This window comes from Spirulina subsalsa FACHB-351 (assembly GCF_026130165.1).
Taxonomy (GTDB): domain Bacteria; phylum Cyanobacteriota; class Cyanobacteriia; order Cyanobacteriales; family Spirulinaceae; genus Spirulina_A; species Spirulina_A subsalsa_A.
The window spans coordinates 4,567-9,387 of record NZ_JAIHOM010000162.1 but is presented as its reverse complement, the minus strand read 5'-3'; the positions used below and the strand labels follow the sequence as shown (position 1 = coordinate 9,387).

Annotated in this window: 5 protein-coding genes and 1 pseudogene; 3 read left to right on the top strand and 3 right to left on the bottom strand. The window is 50.3% G+C overall.

Features of this window, described 5'->3' with window-relative positions:
* Both K4A83_RS20800 and K4A83_RS20795 read right to left on the bottom strand, forming a co-directional pair.
* A pseudogene (locus tag K4A83_RS20800) lies at positions 1-298 on the bottom strand (hypothetical protein); the annotation flags it as partial.
* Complete coding sequence (locus tag K4A83_RS20795) at positions 283-1,236, bottom strand: o-succinylbenzoate synthase (RefSeq protein ID WP_265266618.1); 954 nt, start codon at positions 1,234-1,236, stop codon at positions 283-285. The gene K4A83_RS20795 and the pseudogene K4A83_RS20800, both read right to left, overlap by 16 nt.
* 24 nt (positions 1,237-1,260) lie before the next feature.
* Here K4A83_RS20795 and folB point away from each other — a divergent pair, with 24 nt between their 5' ends.
* The 3 genes from folB (at position 1,261) to K4A83_RS20780 (ending at position 3,960) form a co-directional block, all read left to right on the top strand.
* Complete coding sequence (gene folB, locus K4A83_RS20790) at positions 1,261-1,617, top strand: dihydroneopterin aldolase (RefSeq protein ID WP_265266617.1); 357 nt, start codon at positions 1,261-1,263, stop codon at positions 1,615-1,617.
* Between the two features lie 388 nt (positions 1,618-2,005).
* The gene (locus K4A83_RS20785) at positions 2,006-2,911 is read left to right on the top strand and encodes a glycosyltransferase family 2 protein (RefSeq protein ID WP_265266616.1); all 906 of its coding nucleotides are present in this window, start codon (positions 2,006-2,008) and stop codon (positions 2,909-2,911) included.
* Positions 2,908-3,960, top strand: a complete 1,053-nt coding sequence (locus tag K4A83_RS20780) for a glycosyltransferase family 4 protein (RefSeq protein WP_265266615.1) — start codon at positions 2,908-2,910, stop codon at positions 3,958-3,960. The genes K4A83_RS20785 and K4A83_RS20780 overlap by 4 nt, the downstream gene beginning before the upstream one ends.
* 1 nt (position 3,961) lies before the next feature.
* Here the strand turns inward: K4A83_RS20780 and K4A83_RS20775 are convergent, their stop codons facing one another.
* Entirely contained in the window at positions 3,962-4,609 is a 648-nt protein-coding gene (locus K4A83_RS20775; RefSeq protein ID WP_265266614.1) for a class I SAM-dependent methyltransferase, read from the bottom strand.
* Positions 4,610-4,821: the final 212 nt, after the last annotated feature.

Sequence of the window (4,821 nt, the reverse complement as noted above, 5' to 3'; positions counted from 1 at the left end):
TGGGGGGAGGGGAGGAGAGTCCCCAGATTAACTGGGGTTGGGTGAGTTCAAGGACGGATTGCCATTCTTGGGGAGTCCATTGGGGGTGACAGAGGAAGAGGGGGGCGTTGTGGAGTAGGGCGGCAAAGAAGGCAGCCCAAAATTTGGGGGGGTCTGATTCGGCGAGGCAAATTCGCGGGGGGGTGGGGTAGGTTTGCAGGATTTGGCGATAGGAATTGAGGTGATTTAAGAAGTGATTGGCGGGGGGATGAATTAACCAGTGGAGAGGGTTTTCTAGGTGGGTTAGGAGGCTGTCCACAGGTCGTTTAACCAAGTTTTCTGGACTGTTTTGAACCATTGGGTTGTACCGAAGCCTAATGCTCGTTGGGGGGCGATTTCTTGGGCGAGGTGGAGGGCGGCAGTGCGGGCGATTGGGGTTTCTAGGACGGAGGAAAGGACGAGATCAAGGGGGTGGGTTTGGCAAAATTGGCGGAGTTTTTGGGGGGATCCGGCGATCGCAACTTTTAAGACAAAAACACCCCGCCATCCTTGGTTATAGCAGGTTTTGAGGTCGTTTAAACGGGAGACGGATTCATCTAGGGCGAGGGGGGTTTTAAATTGGTCTTGTAGGGTGCAGAGGGTGGGGAATTCTGCGGGGGGTAAAGGTTGTTCGAGGAATTCAATGCGGGAGGTGTTTTCGCCAATTTTCAGCCATTCCCTTGTTTGGTCTGGGGTAAGTCCTCCATTAGCATCTAAGCGCAGTTGCACCCCTTCAGGTAAGAGGGTGTCGAGTTGTTGGAAGAGGTCTAATTCTTGGTGTAGGGGCAAGACTCCAATTTTCCATTTAAAGGTTCGGCCTCCCTGTTGCCAGAGGGGATACCAGGCGGTTAATGCGGGTTTGCCCGAGGGGAGGAGATAGGCAAAACGGGAGGGAGGGAGGGACAGGGGAGGGGAGGGGGTGAGAAACTGGTGAAAGGCGGATTCAAAGGCGAATTGACAGGCTGGGAGGGAGTCGGGCAAGCTGGAAAGGAGGGTGGGGGAGATTTGGGGGCCTAGACTCTGACAAAAGGCGATCGCATCCTCTAAGGTTTCTGACCCAAAATCCGGTAGGGGAGCAATTTCCCCCCAGGCCACCTCTTGCTGTGAATTTTCCAAACGGAGAATAATCCCCTCCCGTACCTTCCAGAGGCCGTGATGGGTGTGCAAAGGGTGCAAAAAAGGGCGCTGGTAGACGCGAAACGTGAAACAATAGGACATGATTCTTTGAAACTCACCTCAAACATGGACGCAATTGAAGTTACAGGGTTACGCTACTACGGTTATGTTGGTTTTTTACCGGAAGAACAAGTTTTAGGCCAATGGTTTGAAGTGAACTTAACTCTGTGGTTAGACCTTTCCACCGTGGGACAAAATGACCAACTCGACGACACCCTCAACTATGCGGAGGTGGTGGAAAAAGTGCAGCACCTCATGGAAACGTCGAAATTTAAGACCCTTGAACGGTTAAATACGGTGATCATTGAAACTCTGTTACAGTTTGAACGGGTGGAAAAAGTGCGATCGCGCTTAATCAAATTATCTCCCCCCATTCCCGGTTTCCCGGGTCATGTCATGATTGACATGACGAGAGAAAGATGATTTTCCCGGTTTCCCGGGTCATGTCATGATGAACTTGACGAGAGAAAGATGATTTTCCCGGTTTCCCGGGTCATGTCATGATTGACATGACTAGAGAAAGATGATTTTCCCGGTTTCCCGGGTCATGTCATGATTGACATGACTAGAGAAAGATGATTTTCCCGGTTTCCCGGGTCATGTCATGATGAACTTGACTAGAGAAAGATGATTTTCCCCCACCCTTAATTCAGCACTCCTCTGTCGGGTCTGGTGAAAAAACTAAACGCTAGACCTAACAAGGGAGCAGGAAAAACCCGATCTGGTATCTGAGCATCTCAAACTGGCACAAGTGCCTATTGCCAACTCCCGACTCCCTACTCCACACTCTCAGACCTATTCAGCAAGCCCTATGTCTTCCACCTCGTCTCCCCTCGTGAGTATCCTGATCCCCACTTACCGCGCTAAACAAACCCTTGGGGATACCATCCAAAGCTTGCTGACCCAAACCTATCCCCACTGGGAAGCAGTGATGGGTTCCGATGACCAAGTAGACTATCTAGACTACCTTGCTCAACAGGGGATTACCGACACTCGCTTAAAACAAGCCTATACCGGAGGTTACGGCACCGGGGAAGCACCCGCCCGCAATGCCGCCCTCGCCATCGCCCAAGGGGAAATTATCGCCAACTTAGACGCAGATGACGCTTATCAACCCAACCGTCTCGCCGAGTTAGTTCCCCTCGCCTTAAAATTCGGCGTAGCCTTGGATAACACAGGCGTTTACAACGCCCAAGGTCGGCTTTATAAGCGTCCCTTCCCCGACCGCACCGCCCTAAGTTTTGCCACAGCCGAAGACATCTTAAACCCCCGTGTCCCCTTTTTCCCCGTGTTTCGTCGGGAATTCGCCGGGTCAGGGTGGACAAGGGTTCCCTTTGCGGCTGATGTTTTATTTAACCTCGAACTCCTCAGCCGCGCTCAACAGGTCGCCATTCACCCTCAACCCCTCTATCGCTACTACAAACGGGACAACTCCATCACCCAATCCGCCAACGCCTTCGAAACAGCAGAACAAGCCTATCAAGCCATTTTATCCCTGTTAGACCGGGGAGAATTAGAACTTACCCCAACCGTCCGCAGGGCAGCACAGGCTGAATTTACGGCCAATCTCCGTTTAAATGCTCTCTTTCGTCAGTATATGCAGGAGGGACGCTGCCAAAATCTAGAGGAATTTCTCGATCTGACGGAAAATGGTCATGCGGCCTGGTTGCAACCCGAATTAAACGCTCTCCCTCGCTCAAAGGCTGAACAATCATGAAACTTTTATTTATCTCTAGTCCGGTTAGTTCCCTCAAAAGTGGTCGTCTGGGGGGAGTTGCAGTGAATCTACAAACCATTGCCCGAGAAATGCTGAGCCGACACCATGAGGTTGAAATTGTCGCCCCCTTGGATTCGCGTTTAGAAGGGTTAAAGGTGACAGAAATTCCCGGCGCTTTACAAGGTTTAGTCCCCCATCCCACCTATGATGATCCCGTCATCCTGCCCGATAACGCGGTTTTAGCTAATATGTGGGACTATGCCCGTCAAGTCCAGGGAGATTATGACCTGATTCTAGATTTTGGCTATGAGTGGCTTCCCCTATACCTGTCGCCCTTTTTTCAGCGTCCAGTGCTGCACTACATTTGTATCGCCTCCTGGACCGCAATGATGGATCGGGCGATCGCACGAGTTGCCGATCTCTGTCCGGGAACCCTCGGCGCTCATACCCAAACTCAAGCCAATACCTATCCCTGCCCAGAGGCCTTTAGAATTCTAGGGGGGGGAATAGACTTGACAAAATACGAGTTTTATGATAAGCCCGGGGATAGCTTTGCTTGGGCGGGTCGGATTTCACCGGAGAAGGGATTAGAGGATGCGATCGCTGCTACCCACACCCTTGGCGTTCCCCTCAAAGTCTTTGGCTATTTACAGGACTCCGAATATTGGCACAAGCTACAAGCCCAGTATCCCCAAGCAGATTTAGAATATCGGGGGTTTTTATCAACCCAAGACTTTCAACGGGAATTAAGGCAATGTCGAGCGCTGTTGATGACCCACAAATGGATTGAAGCCCTCGGTCGAGTTGTATTAGAAGCACTGGCCTGTGGAGTTCCCGTCATTGCCTATAATCGCGGGGGGCCCTCGGAATTAGTCGTAGACGGGGAGAGTGGTTGGTTAGTGGAACCGGATTCTGTGGAAGGGTTAATTCAAGGAATCCGTCAAATTGAGCAAATCGAGCGCGCTGTGTGCCGCAAAGAGGCAGAAGAACGCTATTCTATGGCAGCTTTTGGCGATCGCCTAGAACAGTGGTTTTCTACTGTACAGTGATTCAATCGGTACGGAGACGGGCGATCGCAATATAGCCCTCCTTCTGCTCAAAACCCACCTTGAGCAGCCCCTTCCAGCGTTTAAGAATCTCCTTTTCCCCCTCACGGTTAGCATCATCAAGCACCACCGTCACATCCCGGGCAAATTGGGGCAAAAAATAAGGCACCGCCGGATAGCGGGAATATTGAATCGACTCCTCATAGGCCGGAGGACCATCCACCAATAATAAATCAATCCCTTGGAGAGAACTTCGGGTTGCGTTGAGAATTTCCGTATCATACCAGAGAGTATTTTCCAGCGATAAATCCGTAGCTTGTAACGGCGCGTAAATCAAAGTGACAAGGTGAGATAGTTCCTCCCGTTCCAACTCACCTTGAATCCAATTCATCCAGTCTAAATTATGTTCAATCGTATAAAGATGTCCCCCCTTTTGACGCAGTAACCGGGCAATATACAACGTCGAAACCCCCGCCCCGCACTCCACAATTTTAGACCGTTGATTAATCACAATTTCATTCACCACTTGCACCAAACCACTGGGGCGCATTGCATAGCCACTCCAAGGCAGATACTCCCCGGATAAAGGCGCTAAATACTGCATCGCCAATATATCCTGTTGATTCCGTAGCATTTTCTGCAAACTATCCATCGTTTCTCTTAACTTTAATAATTGTTACTCAATTGTAAACCCCGTAGGTTGGGTGAAGCGAAAGCGCAACCCAACAAAACCACCTTTTCTCTTAACTTTAATAATTGTTACTCAATTGTAAACCCCGTAGGTTGGGTGAAGCGAAAGCGCAACCCAACAAAACCACCTTTTCTCTTAACTTTAATAATTGTTACTCAATTGTAAACCCCGTA

Bases quoted from the DNA above. Each gene is read 5' to 3' on its own strand.
- K4A83_RS20795 (WP_265266618.1), bottom strand. From the start codon at position 1,236: ATGTCCTATTGTTTCACGTTTCGCGTCTACCAGCGCCCTTTTTTGCAC.
- folB (WP_265266617.1), top strand. From the start codon at position 1,261: ATGGACGCAATTGAAGTTACAGGGTTACGCTACTACGGTTATGTTGGT.
- K4A83_RS20785 (WP_265266616.1), top strand. From the start codon at position 2,006: ATGTCTTCCACCTCGTCTCCCCTCGTGAGTATCCTGATCCCCACTTAC.
- K4A83_RS20780 (WP_265266615.1), top strand. From the start codon at position 2,908: ATGAAACTTTTATTTATCTCTAGTCCGGTTAGTTCCCTCAAAAGTGGT.
- K4A83_RS20775 (WP_265266614.1), bottom strand. From the start codon at position 4,609: ATGGATAGTTTGCAGAAAATGCTACGGAATCAACAGGATATATTGGCG.